Here is a 17,374-nt window from a genome sequence, read left to right as displayed (position 1 = left end):
CCGAAGACATGAAAAAATACATATATCTTTTTTTGATCCTTACCGCTGCGGGTGTAGCCGGCTGTAAAAAGGATTACCTTTCCCTTCAACCCACCGATTACGAAAACAATACTAATTTTTATAAAACACCGGCCCAGTTTACGCAGGCTGTTAACGGGGCTTATGCACCTTTGCAAGGCTTGTACACAGGTTCTTTTTGGGCCATGGGCGAAATGCGATCTGATAATACATCGTATGAATTTGATCCCGACGATAGGTCAGGTGTTAATAAAGAAGAAATTGATGAATTCAGGGAGTTGGATAATAATGATATGGTTGGTGCTTTTTTTAGCTCAAGTTTTACAGGAATAGGTAGGTGTAACGTAATTCTGGCTCGTTTGCCTGCTGCCAAGCTGCCTCCAGCCGTGGCAGATACTATAAGCGGGCAAGCTAGTTTTTTACGTGCATTTAATTATTTTAACCTGGTGCGCATGTTTGGCGATGTGCCCCTGGTATTAACTGAACAGCAATCGGTAAGCGATGCTTATAAAGTAGCAACCAAAGCCCATGCCGCCGATATATACACCCAGATAATTGCCGATGCCAATGACGCTATAGCTAAATTACCACTTAGTTATGCGGGCTTGGGTAATAAAGGCAGGGTAACCAAAGGCACTGCCCAAACCTTGCTGGCTGAGGTATACATGACCCAGAAAAAATTTGATCTGGCAGTACCTTTACTGCGCAGTATTATTAGCTCCAATGTGTATAGCCTGAATGCCAACTATGCCGATAATTTTGATATCAATAAAGAGAATGGCCCCGAATCGATATTTGAGATCCAATATATCGAAGGGCCAAACGGGCTGGGGAGTGATTTTATCGATACGTTTGCCCCCTGGGATGTATATGATGATTCTGTAACCGGACACACCCTGGATAATGGCGCGCAAAACGGCTGGAATATCCCTACACAGGATCTGTTGGATGCTTATGAGCCTGATGATAAAAGACGGGCAGCCTCTGTTGATGAAACATTTACATCTGATCAATATGGTATCACCATGCCTTATATTAAAAAATACCAGAGTGTAGGCGCTGTTAAAGGCATAACCGGCAATAATTTCCCGGTTTATCGCTATGCCGATGTTTACCTCATGCTGGCCGAATGCCTCAATGAACAGGGTTTTTCAGGTGGAGGTGATGCTTTCAGATATTTAAACCTGGTGAGGGAACGGGCAGGCCTACCAGATAAAACCGCGGGTAATGCCGATGCCACATTAAACGTGGCCAGCCAGGAAGATTTTCGCACGGCGGTAGCGCATGAAAGGCAAATTGAGCTGTGTTTCGAAAACCACCGCTGGTTTGACCTCCTGCGTACCGGCAAGGCTGTAGCGGTGATGACGGCCCATGGTGCCCGGGAAAAGGAAATTAAAAAGCCGTATTGGAATATTAATTCGGTAGCATATACCAATATTCGCCTGCTTTTCCAATATCCGTTAACCCAGGGGCAGCTGGGACATTGAGAAAGAGAGTCAAGATAATAAGAGTCAGGAATCAAGAGATGGAAAATTGTAGTGAAGATATAAGAATCAAGAGTCAGGCAGGAAAATAAATAACAAGATGGTTTGGGCTTTTGTCCCGATTCTTGTATCTTGATCCTTGACTCCTGATTTCGAAGTCTTGATTCCTGACTCTTATTATCTTGAATCTCTCTGTAACATCATATTTACTTTTACGGTTAAAAAATATGAGATATATACAAACAAAAACCGTTCTTAAGCTATATTTAGTAGCATGAATTACATAGCCCAAACAGGCCTGCTCAAAAAAGTATACCTGAGTACCGTTATATTATTTTTTATTTGTCGCCAGGGCTTTGCACAGGTTCAAAATGCGCCTGTGACTTTCAGGGTTGATAATTTAATATGTGAGTATAAGGTTAACCCCATAGCTGTTGACGCGGCCAACCCACGCATGAGCTGGAAACTGATCACACAAGACCGTAACATACAACAAACTTATTACGAGATAAGGGTGGGTACCAATGCGGTATCATTAACCAAGGGTAAAGACCTCATCTGGACCTCGGGCAAGGTGCCTTCGGATGAGTCGGCGCATGTGTATTATGGCGGTCCGATGCTTACCTCGCGCGAAAAGTGCTACTGGCAGGTGCGGGTATGGAACAATAAAAACCAGGTAACACCCTGGAGCATGGTGAACTACTGGAAAATGGGTTTACTGAAGCAGGAGGATTGGTCGGCCAAATGGATCCAGGATAATTATCTGTCTGATACTACCGGCGGCCCGAGCCCTATGTTCCGAAAAGCATTTAAGCTTGATCATAAAATACGTGCTGCACATTTATATATCACCGCGCATGGCGTATTTGAAGCGCAGATAAACGGTAAGCGGGTGGGCAATGATTATTTTGCTCCCGGTTGGACAAGCTATAACAAACGCCTGCAATACCAGGTATATGATGTTACCTCGCTGCTCCGGAGGGGGGATAATGCCACAGGTGTAACCATTGGCGATGGTTGGTACCGGGGCTATACTTACAATCGCAGAAAGAATGTTTACGGCAAAAAACTGGCCCTGCTCTATCAGCTCGAGATAGTTTATACCAACGGCAAACGCGAAACCATCACCTCAGACAAAAGCTGGAAGGTGGCTTATGGCCCTATCCGCTCATCCTCATTTTTTGATGGTGAAGTGTATGATGCCCGCAAGGAAAAGAACGGATGGACGGATCCTTTGTATAAGGATGCCACCTGGGATACCGTAAAAACGGATGAAAGCATCAAAAGTAACCTCATCACCACCATCGGCCCAACGGTAAAAAAACATGAGAAGTTTTTGCCGCTCAAAGTGTTAACCACACCTGCCGGCGAAAAAGTGATCGACTTTGGACAAAACCTGGTAGGCTGGGTGCAATTTAAGCTGAAAGCCAAAACCGGCGATACCATCCACCTTTTTCATGCCGAGGTGCTTGATCAGAAAGGAAATTTTTACACCAAAAACCTGCGAACCGCTAAACAGGAGATCACCTACGTATTTAAAAGTGATAGCGCCGAAAGCTACGAGCCGCATTTTACTTTCCAGGGGTTCCGGTATCTGAAAGTGGTGGGCTATAATGGTCCGCTTGACTCTACCAACGTGGCCGCCTATGCCGTATACTCCGATATGGCGCAAACGGGTAAGTTCTCCACTTCAAATCCATTAGTTAATCAGCTGCAGCATAACATACAGTGGGGGCAAAAAGGCAACTTTGTGGATGTACCAACGGACTGCCCGCAGCGTGATGAACGCATGGGCTGGACCGGCGATGCACAGGCCTTTGCTCGTACCGCCACCTTCAACATGGATGTGGCCGGCTTTTTTACCAAATGGCTAAAAGATCTTTCGGCCGATCAGCATAAAGATGGGGCTGTGCCTTATGTGATACCCAATGTGTTGGATAGCGTCTCGTCGGCAGCTTCGGGTTGGAGCGATGTAGCCACCATTGCACCCTGGACTATTTACCTGGCCTATGGCGATAAGCAGGTGCTGCAACAACAATATGAAAGTATGAAAGCCTGGGTAGGCTATATACAGATGCATAGCCGCAATTATCTTTGGGATACCGGTAACCACTTTGGCGACTGGCTCTTTTACGCCGGAACCAATTATGCTGATGGCGCCGCGCTTACCGATAAAAACCTGATAGCACAGGCATTTTACGCCTATTCGACCCAGTTATTGATCAACGCGGCCAGAATTTTGCAAAGGGGTGATGACGTGCAGAAATACACCCAACTGCTGTACAATATCAAAAAAGCGTTCCAAAGCGAGTATGTTACACCCAATGGCCGGATGATATCCGGTACGCAAACTTCTTATGTACTGGCCCTGAGCTTTGATCTGCTGCCCGAGAATTTAAGGGAATCGGCGGCAAAAAGGTTGGTTAACAACATACAGGATTATGACGAACATATCACCACTGGCTTTTTGGGTACACCCTATATTTGCCATGTACTGAGTCGTTTTGGCCATACCGATATCGCTTATGACCTGCTGATGAAGGAGTCGTACCCATCATGGCTGTACCCGGTAAAACACGGCGCTACCACCATTTGGGAGCGCTGGGACGGCATCAAGCCCGATGGCAGTTTTGAAGACCCGGAAATGAACTCGTTTAACCACTATGCTTATGGCGCCATTGGCGATTGGATGTACCGGGTGATAGCAGGTATCAATACCGACGAAAATTCACCGGGTTTTCATAAGATCATTATTTCGCCGCATCCGGGCGGCAAACTGACCAGTGCCCAGGCCGAGCTGGAAACTTTATATGGCAAAGTAAAATCGGCATGGAGCATTGATAATGGTATATTTACCTTAGACGTAATTGTGCCGCCCAATACCACTGCCGAGATCGTGCTGCCATCCGTAACCGATCAGATCACCGAAGGCGGCCTCGATATCAATACCATAAAGGAAATTACCGGAATCCAAAAAATAGGTAACGATGAGCATTTAAATATTGGCTCGGGTACCTACCATTTTGTATATACGCTGAAAACTTTTGGCAAGCACGTGAATTAAGGTTGTTGATCAACAGAGAATAAAAATATGGCAAACACCATCGTTGGCGATAAGGCCACCAGTATCAGTCGCCCGCGCTTACTTTCGCTCGATTTTTTCAGGGGATTTACCGTAGCGGCTATGATACTGGTAAACGATCCCGGCGACTGGAGCCATATTTACTGGCCACTGGAGCATTCCAAATGGAATGGCTGCACCCCAACCGACCTGGTTTTTCCCTTCTTTTTATTTATGGTGGGCGTATCCATTGTTTATGCCATGCAGGCCAAAAAAACCGACACTACGGCACATCCTAAGCTGATGCTGTCCATCTTGCGCCGTACCGTCATTATTGTATTGCTGGGGATCTGCCTACCGCTCATTGGCGATTTTCAGTTCAGCCATTTGCGTTTTCCCGGCGTGCTGCAGCGTATTGGTATCGTTTTTGGCATTACCGCGGTGTTGTACATTAAAACCAATACCCGTACGCAGATAATTATTGCCGCCATTTGTTTAGTTGGCTATTACCTGCTCATGACACTGGTGCCTGTGCCTGGTTTCGGGCCTGCCAGCCTTAACCCCGAAACCAACCTGGGTGCCTGGGTCGATAGACTGGTATTTACCCCGAATCATCTCTGGGGTGCATCCAAAACCTGGGATCCGGAGGGTTTATTGGGTACGATCCCAGCTATCGGCACCTGTTTAATCGGTGTGCTTACTGGTATCTGGCTCAAAAGCGATAAACTAAAAACCGGCAGTCAAATACTCCGGTTGACGAATGTGGGAGCTTTACTGGCCGTAGCCGGATTGATCTGGAACACGTTTTTCCCCATCAATAAATCTTTGTGGACAAGCTCCTTTGTATTATTTACCGCAGGGCTGGCCATCATTATTCTCTCCGTGTCTTATTGGTTCATCGATGTAAAGGGTTATAAAAAACTGCTGCCGCCATTCCTGGCTTTTGGGCGCAATGCTATAGCGGCTTATGTGCTGGCCGATGTTATCCCTGCTATTATATCTATTATCCCGGTTAAGGATAACGGCCATAAGACCAATATCTGGTCGTACATGTATTTTCACCTGCTTACGCCCAATTTTTCGCCAGAGAATGCCTCGCTTATTTCGGCTATCTTTACCGTGATCATCATCTTTATACCAGTTTGGATCCTATACAGGAAAAATATCACGGTTAAAATTTAAACCTACATCCTTTTATGATTCGTTTCAGCAAAATATATCTGCTTTTAGTAATTACCTGTTTGGGTTTAAATACAAAAACAACAACTGCTCAAATACATGTCATTCCGCAACCGCTGCATTTAACAACGCAAAAAGGCGATTTTGTGTTGAACAGAAAAGCTGTTATCGGAGTTGACAAAGAAAGCGCCGCGATAGGTAAATACCTGCAAGGCTACCTGGCACAATATTATAAACTACAGTTAGCGCTGAAGGTTTACGCCCAGATCCCCCCATCAACGGGTATAAGATTGATCAGCAGTAACCTGAAAGGAGCAGACGGGGCGTATGCGCTGAGTGTTACCGCAGGTAAAATAACCGTATCGGGTAAAGGAGCCGGGATATTTTATGGGGTGCAATCACTTATCCAATTGCTGCCACAGGTTAGCATCAAGCCTTTGCAGATACCCGTTTGTGCTATTAGCGATGAACCTCGTTTTCAGTGGCGTGGTTTAAGCCTGGATGTATGCCGCCATTTTTTTACGGTGGATGAGGTGAAGAAATACATCGATGTTATGGCGCATTATAAGCTGAATGTATTACACTGGCATTTAACCGATGATGAAGGTTGGCGCATCCAGATAGATAAATACCCGAAACTGACCGAAATGGGCGCCAAAATAGCCTACTATGCTAAAGAAGGGAAATTCCGGAAACTGGATAACCTGGTTGATGGCGGTAACGATGGCTTTTATACCAAAGCCGAGATCCGCGATGTGCTCAAATATGCGCAGGACCGGTTTGTGACCATTTTGCCCGAGATTGAAATGCCGGGTCATAGTGAGGCAGCCATATTTGCTTATCCCGAGTTGGGTTGTAAAGATTCCACAGGCGCCAAACACCGTGTGCGCATGCTCGACCCCAGCGAGTATACCTTTAAGTTTATGGAAGATGTGTTGACCGAGGTGATCGCGCTATTCCCTAATCAGTATGTGCACATTGGTGGCGATGAAGCCGAGATGGTCGATTGGCTCAAAAGCCCCACAGCCGTTGCCCTGATGCGGAAAGAAGGTTTGAAGAATGAGAAGGAAGTGCAAAGCTATTTTATTAAACGCATTGAAAAATTCCTGATCTCCAAAAACAAAAAGCTGGTAGGCTGGGACGAAATATTGCAGGGCGGCCTGGCCGAATCGGCAACAGTAATGAGCTGGCGGGGCGAAGAGGGTGGTATTGAAGCGGCCCGTATGCATCACCATGTGATCATGACGCCACTGCCCTATATGTATTTCGACGCGCCACAGGCCAATGAACAACTGGAACCCATAGGCTGGAACCCGCCGGTTACCTGGCAAATGGTGTACAACTATGAACCGCAGTCGAGCCAGCTGACACCCGCCGAAGCCGCTTATATTTTAGGAGCCCAAGGGAACATCTGGACTGAAAAGATACCCAATGCCCCGCACCTGGAATACATGGTGTTCCCCCGTGCGCTGGCCGTCGCCGAACTGGCCTGGAGCATCAAAGAGAATAAGAATATCGACCGTTTTGAGTACAAAATGAAACAACAGTATCCTTATTTTAAACTATGGAACCTCAACGCGCGCCTGCCCGATATTGTTGGCGTCGATCATGTTTTTACCAATGCCGAGCGATTTAAACAAACACTGCAGTACCCTTTGTCAGGTGCGCAGGTGCGATACTCGCTCAACGGTAAAATGCCTGATAGCACAGCCAGGCCCGTGGCGTTTCCTGTAAATATTGATGTTCCGCTTAAGGATAGTATCCAGCTCAAAACTTTTACCACCTGGAACCTGAACGCCCAGCACATATTTCAAAGTGCGATTATTAAACATGTGAAAATTAAGTCCCGGGAAGTTTATACAGCAGAGTTGAAACCAGGTTTGGGCTATAAGATTTTCAAAGCCAAAGAGATCAACTACGCCAAACTGGAGGCGGTTCCACCGGTTAGCATGATGGTGATAACAACGGGCACACCCATGATAATGCCGGTAACTGATGGGGACATCACCTGTGTTAAATTCAGCGGTATGATTAAGATTGATGCGGAGGGCGATTACGAACTGACATCGGGCTTTGAGGTAAGTCCAACCCTATACCTGGATAATGAACCGGTGATCAGGGGTGAAAAGAACAGGTATGTAGAACCGCAGAAAGCTGTGCTCCATCTTAAAAAAGGTTTTTATGAGTTTAGCGGATATTACACCGCCACTGAGGCTAACAGCAAACAAACCTTATTTTCGTTGAAAGATGCCGGCGGTAAATTGCTTGATCCGGCGGTGTACCTGTTTCATTTATAGATCATACCAGTATGATGCAGAAAAAATGGAGTTTAACTGTAGTGGCATTCCTGATCATAGCTGCAGCTCATGCCCAGGGCTATAGCCAGTATGTTGATCCGTTTATTGGCACTTCCGCTACAGGGCATACCTTTCCAGGGGCTACGGTGCCGTTTGGTATGGTGCAGCTGAGCCCGGAAACCGGCAACTTCGGCTGGCATTATTCGTCGGGTTACCGTTATGAAGATAGCACCATCACCGGCTTTGCTCATACCCATTTAAGCGGCACAGGCGGAGTTGATCTGGGCGATGTGCTGTTCTTCCCATTCCAGGGAAAGGAGCCACAACAATTCGTCAGCAGGTTTTCACACCGTAAGGAAAAAGCTTCGCCGGGTTATTATGAAGTGGAGCTGGATGATCACGACATCAAGGTGCAACTCACTGCCTCCGCGCACACCGGCCTGCACCGCTACACCTTTAACAAAGCCGGGCAATCGCATCTGCTTATCGATATGCAGAGTGGCCTGGTAGAGAACGCCGAGGAATTAAAAGAGCATGTATCTGAAGGAAGCATCTCTATCGATTCAAAAACGACTGTCAGCGGTTATGCCTTCAGCAGCCAATGGGTGGAGAAGAAGGTTTATTTCACCGCGCAGTTTAGCAAGGCTTTTACCGGTTCGCATTTTATTGATGAGGATCATCGCCGTTTGATAGTCAACTTTGATACCCAACCCGGCGAGACCATCGAAGTTAAAGTGGTCATATCGGGCGTAAGCATCGATGGTGCCCGCAAAAACATGGCTGCCGAAACACTGAACAAAACTTTTGACCAGGTTAAAGCCGAGGCCTCCAAAGTTTGGGAAAGCTATTTCAACCGGATGAAAGCCGAAGGCACCGGAGCTCAAAAAACAGCCTTTTATACCAGCATTTATCACGCCCTCATCCAACCTAACAATATCGCCGATGCAGATGGGCGATACCGTGGTGCGGATGGTGAAGTTCATCAATCGGCAGATAAGGTATATTACTCCACCCTTTCGCTATGGGATACTTACCGGGCCGCGCAGCCATATTATACTTTGATGTGTCCGGATAAAGACGGGCAGATCATCGAGACCATGCTGCAGCATTTCACCACCGCCAAACTGTTACCCGTGTGGACTTTATGGGGCAAGGAAAGCTATGCCATGATCGGTAATCACGCGGTGCCCGCCATAGTAGATGCCGCGCTAAAAGGCATTAAAGGATTTGACCGGGAGCAGGCATTTGCCGCTATTAAAGTTTCGCTTACCAATCATAAAAACCCTAAATATAACTGGGATACGTATACGCGTTACGGCTACCTGCCTTCAGACTCGGTAAAACGCGAGGCCGTTTCCCGCACGCTGGAAGCCGCTTATGACGATTGGTGCGCCGCGCAACTGGCCAAATCCCTGCATAAAACAGACGATTATAATTATTTCAACAAGCGATCAAAATATTATATGAACCTGTTTGACAAATCGACCAACCTGATGCGGGGCCGTTTAGCTAATGGCGATTGGGTGCGTCCCTTTGCCAACCTGGATAGCGGTCAGCTGGCTATCGGCGGCGATTATACCGAGGGCAATGCCTGGCAATATGTATGGTCGGTACAGCAGGATATTCCTGTGTTGATCAAACTGATGGGAGGGAATAAACCTTTTACCGCTAAGCTCGATTCGTTGTTCAGCATGAGCTCCAAAGTATTTGGCAAAGGTTCCACGCTGGATGTTACCGGCTTGATAGGGCAGTATGCCCATGGTAATGAGCCCAATCATCACGTAGCCTACCTGTATGCGCTTGCCGGGCAAGCGTATAAAACCCAGCGCCTGGTACGCCAGATAGCCGATCAGTTTTACCAGAACAAACCCGATGGCCTTTCGGGCAATGATGACTGCGGCCAAATGTCGGCCTGGTATATTTTTACGGCCCTCGGTTTTTATCCCGTTAATCCTGCTGATGGCCGCTACGTTTTTGGTGCGCCGCAACTGAGCAGGGTAAACATTAGCGTAACTAACGGCAAAAGTTTTGTTATCGAAGCCAAAGGGCTATCAAAGGCCAATAAATACGTGCAAAGCATCAGCCTGAATGGTAAACCTTATCTGAAAAATTATATCAGGCACTTTGATATTTTAAAAGGCGGAAGGTTGGTTTTTGTGATGGGTGATAAACCGAAGATATGATCTTCCTATAAGAGACGCATATTTGCGTCTCTTATAGGACAATCCCAATATGGTTTGTGAAAATGCATGGCTGGAGACGCAATTATGCGTCTCTACAAAATATTAATCAATCTTCATCTTATACCGATATCCCAAAACTTCCTCCACCTGCACACTCTTCACTATCTTCCACTCCTTCAATTCATCAATAAATTCCGGTTTTTCCAATCCCGAATTAACAGCTGCTTTAGTATAAAACACAGACTTGGCCGGATGATGAGGAGAACAGCCGTTGAACAAATAGCCAAACGCCTGCCGGTCAAGTATAGCCATACTCAAACCGATACAATCATCCAGGTGAATAAGGTTAACCGGTGCCCTGCCATTGGCAATATCTTTTTTACCGGCAAAGAACCTGCCTGGGTCACGCCCAGGTCCGATCAATCCCGCAAAGCGGATAATTGTGGTTTTAAATGTGTTTTCGGCTCTGAACAGATCTTCTGCTTGTAGTAATATCCTGCCTGCTTCTATATTGGGTTGCGGATCACTTAACTCATCAACCTCCGCGTTTATATCAGCATACACCGCCGTTGAACTGATGAATACCACCTTTTTTACACTATGCTTTTTGATGGCCTTGATAATTCCCCGTACCTTATCAATAAACCCGGGTCCTTCGCCGCTCCTGCTTTTGGGGGGGATACAGATAAAAAGTACATCGGAGGTAAAAAATGAATCGTCATAATGTTCATCACCGGGTAAAAAGCTCACCAGGTAGGGGGCAATACCATCAGCAGCCAGGGCTGCCATTTTTTGTTGGGATGTGGTAGAACCTTTCACCGCATGGCTTACATTGATCAGGGCCTTTGCCAGCGCCTGGCCATACCAGCCGCAACCTAAAATACTGATGTTCATCTTCTGCACCATGGCTTGTCCGGGAGTTTCGTTTTAATGAATTGGCGTAAAGGTAATTAAATATTTAAAGCAGGAAATTGTACTAAATATGCGTTTTTGAATTAAACTTTTTGAGGGCTATAATCGTTGTTGTTGTATGAAAAAAGAGATTTTAGCAACATCTGTGGTTTTAGGTTTAACCGCGTTGGCCCTGCAAGCCAGGTGTAAGCCTTTAGAAACTGTTAAATACGTAGAACTAAAAAAATATTTAGGCACCTGGTTTGAAATAGCTGCCTTCCCAAAAGCTTTTGAAAAAGGTTGTATGTGCACATCGGCAACGTATGGACTGGCCGAGAACGGTTCACTCATCGTCAAAAACCGTTGTATCCAGGATGGCGACCTGAAAGTAAAAGAAGGAAGGGCCTTTGTAACCGATCGTACTAACGCCAAACTTGACGTAGAGTTCTTTTGGCCTTTCAGGGGCAAATACTGGATCATTGATCTGGCCAAAGATTACAGCTATGCTGTAGTTGGTAATCCCAACCGCAGTAGTTTATGGATATTGAGCCGCCGGCCCACGCTGGATGAGCAAACTTATAATGAGCTGGTGGTACGCGCTGCCAATAAAGGGTTCGACGTACGGAAACTGGTAAAAACCGACCAGATAACTGATGTGTCTGGGATATAATAAATAAATGTATTATTAGCAGAAGACGCATGTGATGCGTCTCTACGTTTTGTATTGTAGAGACGCATCACATGCGTCTTTTTTTATCAGTCAGATTATGGTAGGCGTTATCACCGCACCATGATATTATAGCCAGAATAACTGTAGAAATTGGTATGATGATAACACCAATCAGCGTGTAAACTGACAGCGATTGTTTATAAATGCCTCTCAAATAAAAAAATATATATTATATATAAAAAATATATTATATATGTTGCAAGATTGCAGTGTTTTTCTATATTTGCCAACTAATTTTGTAGTTATACTTATCATAATCCGCATGTACAAAAAATTACTTACACTTACTTTAGCAGCTCTGCTGTATTTATGTTTAGCACCTGCCTCAAACGCACAAACCAGACCACCTCGAACCGACACTCCACCACCCCGAGGCGGCGACCCAGGTTCCGGAGGAGGAGGAGGAGGAGACATCGGCAGACATGTCCCGGACCCGGCTTCGTTAATCCGCGGTCAGTTTATTCCAAATGGTAATCCTACAAATAAAGGTCTTGAAATTATATTGTATGAGGAGAACTTTGCACAAGGAGATATCGTTGACAATGGAGACATCGTGCTGCCTTATAACGCAACTGCTAAAGGAAGATTCCGATATAGTGAGGGTGACCTGTTCTTACACCTCATTGTGCATGGAAATGACGGCCTGGAATATGAAAATACGAAGGCTCCGGCAAATGACGAAACCAGGTCACTGAAAATAAGTGGCATGTTTGCGGGGCGGTTGATAACATTTTATGACAACCCTTCTGCTCAAACAGATGATGATTGGATTGAAATTCTTGTAAAAAAAGCGATCCCTCCTACAGACTTTTATCAAATAAACAGCTATCAGAAGTCATTTGAAGATGAATATGTAAAGGTTACCTATCACGAGCATAATGGTTTAGATGGGAAAGTGTCGTATATCAATGTAGACAAAAATTAATAAAATACCACTGAAAGAATCAAAAAAAACACCACCGGCTTTGGCCAGTGGTGTTTTTTTTGATTGTGACTGATGATATGTATTGCAAAGTAGTTTTATTGATTGCGCTATGCATGTTATTAAATTCAGCGTATGCCCAAAATACGTATAGGATAGAAGGGGTTATAATAGATTCTAAGGCATCTCCAATAAGTGATGCTAATATTGCTTTGATCATTGGTTCTGATACCTTAAAAACCAGGAGTGATGAAAAAGGCGGTTTTATTTTTAAAAGGACTAATTCTTATAGTAGTTTTCAATTAAAAATAAGCCACGTCGGGTTTGTAGGGTTTAATGCTGTGTTTTTAATAGAAAATCATACCCAATTACTTAGTTTAGAGCCAATTAAATTAAACGCCGATGAGAAACAGCTGGCAGAGGTGGTCATCAAAGAAAAGGCTCCCCCCGTTGTATTAAAAAGGGACACTATCGAGTATAACATTTCTTCTTTTGAGGTAAATGATGATGATTTGATGGAAGATCTTCTTAAAAAACTACCTGGCTTAGAGATAGATAGAAATGGTTATTTGTCTTCAGGGGGGAAGGTCATATATAAACTCTGTGTAAATGGGGAGGATTTTTTTTCAGGAAACACCAGGGAACTTATAAAGCAGTTACCCGCCGGCATATTTTCTAAAGTTCAAATTATTAATGATTTTGGAGATGATGGTGCTTTCTTAGGTATTAAAAAAGGCCCGTCTTATAAATTATTAAATTTGGTAACCCAACCAGGTAAAAATAATGGAATATTTGGAAATATAACTGCCAGTCGAGGGCCGGGCAAACAGGTAGCTACAAATGCAATTGGCAATTATTGGAAAGAATCAAAACAAATTTCAAGCTCAATAAATTTAAGGACGGCATCAAACGTGCTTGGCTCAAATAACTCAAATCAAGCTAGTTTGAATTATAGCGATCATATTAGTAAATATTTAAAAATTGGCGCTTTTTATAATTTAAACGTTTCCAAATCAAGTGCCCAAAACAGTACATTTTCAGAAACTATAAATTCTTTGGGTACTATAAAAAATGATATTAACAGCACTTCATTTGCAGAAAATAATACCCATTCATTTAACCTTAACTCAAAATATCAACGAGACAAAAAAACATATATTAAACTAAACCTAAGTTTGTCTAAAAGTAACTCTAATGATAATTTTACATCCAATTCTCTGCAAACTGGCCTAATTAATCAAAAATTAGTCTCAAGTAGTTACAGTAAAAGTGAAAACCCCATGCAAAATATTGATGCCACAATAGGCAGAAAATTGAGTAAACGGGGGCCGTTAATTATGATTAATTTTCAGTATAAATCTAATAACAACAATAACGCAGAGCAAGTAAACAGAAATATCAAAGAGTATGATACGGTTGACAGCCTTAAAAACGACTCCATATTTAATACCTTAACTAATAGATTTTTAAAGGTTAACGCAACAGACTTAACTGTATCTTTTGTGCAACCATTAACATCCAGAAGCAGCCTTGATCTCGATTATGAGGTTTCAACAAACAAACAAAAAACAATCCAGCTAACCGATGTATATCCATCTCTCTTGAGATTAGGGCTTGATTCACTTAATCAACATCTCGAGAACACAACCCAAACTCAAAAAATAAGTATAAATTACCGTTTTACCGGACAGAAGTTTAGCTTGACGCAAGGTATAAGTGGACAAAAGAACTCGTTATCGACTTTTTCTCCAGGAAGTGAAAATAAGATTAAACAAGCTATATATAATTTCTCACCAGTTTTTACTTTGAGTTACAACCCCAGTACAAGCACAACCTGGGAAGCGAACTACTCTGGTAACAGCCAGGCTCCTTCAATTGAAGAATTGAACCCTGTGCCGGATATCCGGGATATACAAAATATTACTATTGGAAACCCTAATCTAAAAACCTCATTTAATAATCGATTAGAATTTAACTTTCAGCATTGGGGTAATCATTCTCGTCGCATAATTAATGCAGCGTTATCGGCATCAGTTATCCAAAACAAAATAGTCAGCAACTCGCTAATTATTACGGATTCCTTGAATTTATTAAGGCGGGAAACCCATTTTTTAAATGCCAGTGGAGAATACCAGCTCAACGCCAGTTATGGATATTCCATGCCAATAAAAATTTCTGCTGCTGCTTTAAAAACCAGCTTTTACGGAAATGCCAACTTTGCCCGCCAGGTAGTTTATGCCGACAACAACAAAGCGTTTAATTTTTCCCGTAATTTTTCACAAACTATTAAAATAACTAATACCCTTAAACATACCGACACCGAAGCATCTGTTAATTATACAGCAAGTTTTAATCATTATATAATAGGTGAAGGATTAACTACTACCGTGACCAGATGGGTGTTTGCACTAAATGAAAATGTTACCTTTTTTAAAAATGTGACCTTAAATCTTGCAGCAAGTAAAAGCCTCATTCATGGATATACTAATATTGGCGCAAACAATCCATTTATTGTTGACGCGACGGCCTCCTGTTTTTTCTTAAAACAAAAACTGATGCTAAGACTACAAGCATCTGATATATTGAACCAGGGGAATAAAATAAGTCAAAGTATTATAGATAATAGCATAGTTAATAATAAAACAAGCTATCTAAGCCAATTTGTACTGCTGAGCCTTACCTACAGAATAAGTAAGTTTGGACATTTGAAATGATCAATCTATTAAGCTTATAGTCGGTGCTATCACCGCACCATTTATCTCATAGCCGGAATAAGTGTAGGAAAGTGATACGGCGATAACACCGATCACTGGCTACATATCACCTATCCTTCTTTTTTGAGCCAAAGGTCAGACCTCGGCCCACAATCAGTGTAGGCAACCACCAAAAGAAAGAATATTCTCCCATTTTACTTACAATTGGATTTAGTGGTGGGCCTTGATATGCAAACAGGGAGGCCTCAAGAAAAAACATCCCTATTGCTATAACAATCAATACTATACCGATTATTCTATAGGTGGTCATTGTGGATGTTTATTAAAACCGATATCCTAAAGTCAAAAAGCCGTTATCATTTGTCTTTTTAAAATTAGCCGTCGGGTTGCCATTATTGATCAGATACGGTGAAAAAGCTTCGGAACCGGTAACGTGTGCGTAAGTGGCATCCACATAGTATTGGCCAAATCTTATGCCTATACCACCGCTAACCGTTTTGATATCACTGCTTACATCTGTTGCACTGGTATTATTTTTAAACGGGCTACCTTGCTGGCTGTATCCACCACGTAAATAAAACATACTGGTTACACGGGCTTCGGCACCCACACGTACGTTAACGGCAGAGCGATAGTTAGCTTTAATGTCTGTTATGTCAGGGATGTTGCTATAGCCAGCATCTGGGATACTACTGATATGGGCCGTTTTATAATCAACATAGTCTATATCACCACTGATAAAACCATATTTGCCAATAAAAAAAGCGGCCCCGCCTGTTAATTTAAGCGGTGTACGCATATTGTAGTTTAGTTCATAATTACCTGAATTATAAGGCTGGTTTGGTCTTCCATTAATGGAAGTGGCCAATCCTTCGGTAGTTACATCGTTGATACTGTAAAAGGTAGGAGAGGTGAAGGTGAAACCTAAACGTACGGCTTCAACGGGTTTGTAAATAATCCCCAGCTTAATGTTAGCACCCGAACCCCTGGTTGACTGATTTTGTCTGTAGTTAGACCTGAAAGGGGTTGTAACACCATTAACGCCCCCATTGGGTATTATAGATGCGGTGCCATCCTCAATAAACTGACGGGAATAATCATATCTGAGGTCGGTTATAGCCACACTCACACCCAGGTATAATTTATTGCTGTAATTGGCCCCCATAGCTAAATTAAACTCCGATTGACCGCCTACCCGCGAAATGGTGCCTGTTTGGTTTACGGGGACATTAATGGTACTGCCGAAATCAAAGCCCTGAGGGGTGGCAAACTTATCGATTAAACGATCACTATAGGCCGCTTGCGCGAGTGGGTCATCCGGATGGTTATTGGCCGTACCTGCATAATAATCGGATATGGAGTTGGCCGCGTTTTTTCCGTTGTAAACCATGTTTTCATAAAAGTTATTGGTGCGGCTGTAGCCTGCGCCATAATTGATGCTGAGCCAGCCCTTGCTTTTATCACTCCCTTTTGGGCGGTTAAGTTGCTGATAATACACAATGGATGCATTGCTTAAATTGCCGCTGCTTTTGCTGGCATTATTGGCTTGCCCAAAATAATTGGATTTTACTTTTGAACCATTAAATTCGGGCGTTATGCTAAATTCTGAGTGGGTGAAAAAGCCCAAACCGGCGGGGTTGCCGCTAATAGAGCTCAAATCGCCGCCTATAGCCGTACCGGCATTACCAATGGCTTTGATACGTGATGTAGAGCCATTTTGAAAGGTTGAATAGCGGACTACGTCCTGGGAGTATTGCGCAAAACTATTTTTGGTAATAGCTACTATAGCGATTACACTAAGTAAGTATTTTATTTTCATCGGTGTGATCGGTTTTTTTGGGTGATGAAATGATTATGAGCAATTGTACATTTTTTAAAAGCGATACTCATGATCG

Annotated in this window: 10 protein-coding genes; 8 read left to right on the top strand and 2 right to left on the bottom strand. The window is 43.6% G+C overall.

Annotated elements, in window-relative coordinates:
• The first annotated feature begins 8 nt into the window (after positions 1–8).
• The 5 genes from ACTJKG_RS10540 to ACTJKG_RS10520 all read left to right on the top strand — a co-directional run bounded on the left by ACTJKG_RS10540 (position 9) and on the right by ACTJKG_RS10520 (position 10,222).
• Entirely contained in the window at positions 9–1,505 is a 1,497-nt protein-coding gene (locus tag ACTJKG_RS10540) for a RagB/SusD family nutrient uptake outer membrane protein (RefSeq protein ID WP_440739171.1), read from the top strand.
• A 271-nt stretch (positions 1,506–1,776) separates the two neighbouring features.
• On the top strand, positions 1,777–4,566 hold the full coding sequence (locus ACTJKG_RS10535; RefSeq protein WP_172334602.1) for an alpha-L-rhamnosidase: 2,790 nt from the start codon (positions 1,777–1,779) through the stop codon (positions 4,564–4,566).
• A gap of 27 nt (positions 4,567–4,593) precedes the next feature.
• A complete protein-coding gene (locus ACTJKG_RS10530) occupies positions 4,594–5,745 on the top strand; it encodes an acyltransferase family protein (protein WP_172334601.1) in 1,152 nt (383 codons plus the stop codon).
• Positions 5,746–5,759: 14 nt separating this feature from the next.
• Positions 5,760–8,039: a beta-N-acetylhexosaminidase gene (locus ACTJKG_RS10525; RefSeq protein ID WP_440739170.1), complete on the top strand. Its 2,280-nt coding sequence runs from the start codon at positions 5,760–5,762 to the stop codon at positions 8,037–8,039.
• 11 nt (positions 8,040–8,050) lie between these two features.
• The gene (locus ACTJKG_RS10520; RefSeq protein WP_440739169.1) at positions 8,051–10,222 is read left to right on the top strand and encodes a GH92 family glycosyl hydrolase; all 2,172 of its coding nucleotides are present in this window, start codon (positions 8,051–8,053) and stop codon (positions 10,220–10,222) included.
• 102 nt (positions 10,223–10,324) lie between these two features.
• Here the strand turns inward: ACTJKG_RS10520 and ACTJKG_RS10515 are convergent, their stop codons facing one another.
• On the bottom strand, positions 10,325–11,128 hold the full coding sequence (locus ACTJKG_RS10515; protein WP_440739168.1) for an SDR family oxidoreductase: 804 nt from the start codon (positions 11,126–11,128) through the stop codon (positions 10,325–10,327).
• Between the two features lie 124 nt (positions 11,129–11,252).
• Between ACTJKG_RS10515 and ACTJKG_RS10510 the strand changes: the two genes are divergently transcribed.
• The 3 genes from ACTJKG_RS10510 (at position 11,253) to ACTJKG_RS10500 (ending at position 15,479) form a co-directional block, all read left to right on the top strand.
• The gene (locus tag ACTJKG_RS10510; protein ID WP_440739167.1) at positions 11,253–11,783 is read left to right on the top strand and encodes a lipocalin family protein; all 531 of its coding nucleotides are present in this window, start codon (positions 11,253–11,255) and stop codon (positions 11,781–11,783) included.
• A 322-nt stretch (positions 11,784–12,105) separates the two neighbouring features.
• The gene (locus tag ACTJKG_RS10505; RefSeq protein ID WP_440739166.1) at positions 12,106–12,768 is read left to right on the top strand and encodes a hypothetical protein; all 663 of its coding nucleotides are present in this window, start codon (positions 12,106–12,108) and stop codon (positions 12,766–12,768) included.
• Positions 12,769–12,881: 113 nt separating this feature from the next.
• Positions 12,882–15,479 carry a TonB-dependent receptor gene (locus ACTJKG_RS10500; RefSeq protein ID WP_440739165.1) on the top strand — a complete coding sequence of 866 codons (2,598 nt, stop codon included), beginning with the start codon at positions 12,882–12,884 and terminating at the stop codon, positions 15,477–15,479.
• A gap of 322 nt (positions 15,480–15,801) precedes the next feature.
• On the opposite strand, the gene ACTJKG_RS10495 is transcribed toward ACTJKG_RS10500, so the two are convergent.
• Positions 15,802–17,298, bottom strand: coding sequence for an OmpP1/FadL family transporter (locus ACTJKG_RS10495; RefSeq protein ID WP_440739164.1), 1,497 nt, complete (start codon positions 17,296–17,298; stop codon positions 15,802–15,804).
• Between the last annotated feature and the right edge of the window lie 76 nt (positions 17,299–17,374).

The sequence above is a fragment of the Mucilaginibacter sp. 22184 genome, assembly GCF_052045695.1.
GTDB lineage: Bacteria > Bacteroidota > Bacteroidia > Sphingobacteriales > Sphingobacteriaceae > Mucilaginibacter.
Note: the sequence above shows the minus strand (reverse complement) of the source record. Positions and strands in the feature narration are given on the sequence as shown.